Origin of the sequence: Enterobacter sp. R-1.6.2, from assembly GCF_035064085.1 — a bacterium.
GTDB lineage: Bacteria > Pseudomonadota > Gammaproteobacteria > Enterobacterales > Enterobacteriaceae > Enterobacter > Enterobacter asburiae_B.
In genome coordinates this window covers 1-559 of the sequence record NZ_JASEYI010000123.1, presented here as the reverse complement: position 1 = coordinate 559, position 559 = coordinate 1, and the positions used below count along the sequence as shown (strand labels likewise).

Below are 559 nucleotides of genomic sequence, written 5' to 3'. Positions count from 1 at the left end.
ATCTTCCCGACAACGCAGACCGTTCCGTGGCAAAGCAAAAGTTCAAAATCACCAACTGGCCCACCTACAATAAAGCCCTCATCAACCGTGGCTCCATAACTTTCTGGCTGGATGATGAAGCTATTCAGGCCTGGTATGAGTCGGCAACGCCTTCATCACGGGGAAGACCTCAGCGCTATTCTGATCTCGCCATCACCACCGTTCTGGTCATTAAACGCGTGTTCAGGTTGACCCTGCGGGCTGCACAGGGTTTTATTGATTCCATTTTTACACTGATGAATGTTCCGTTGCGCTGCCCGGATTACACCAGTGTCAGCAAGCGCGCAAAGTCGGTTAATGTCAGTTTCAAAACGTTCACCCGGGGTGAAATCGCGCATCTGGTGATTGATTCCACCGGGCTGAAGGTCTTTGGTGAAGGCGAATGGAAAGTCAAAAAACATGGCCAGGAACGCCGCCGTATCTGGCGAAAGTTGCATCTGGCAGTTGACAGCAACACACATGAAATCATCTGTGCAGACCTGTCGCTGAACAATGTGACGGACTCAGAAGCCTTCCCGGG

Annotated in this window: 1 protein-coding gene; it reads left to right on the top strand. The window is 51.3% G+C overall.

Features of this window, described 5'->3' with window-relative positions:
• Nucleotides 1-26: 26 nt before the first annotated feature.
• Nucleotides 27-559: IS5 family transposase (locus QMN93_RS26095; RefSeq protein WP_323630748.1), on the top strand; the 533-nt coding region annotated here is incomplete at its 3' end.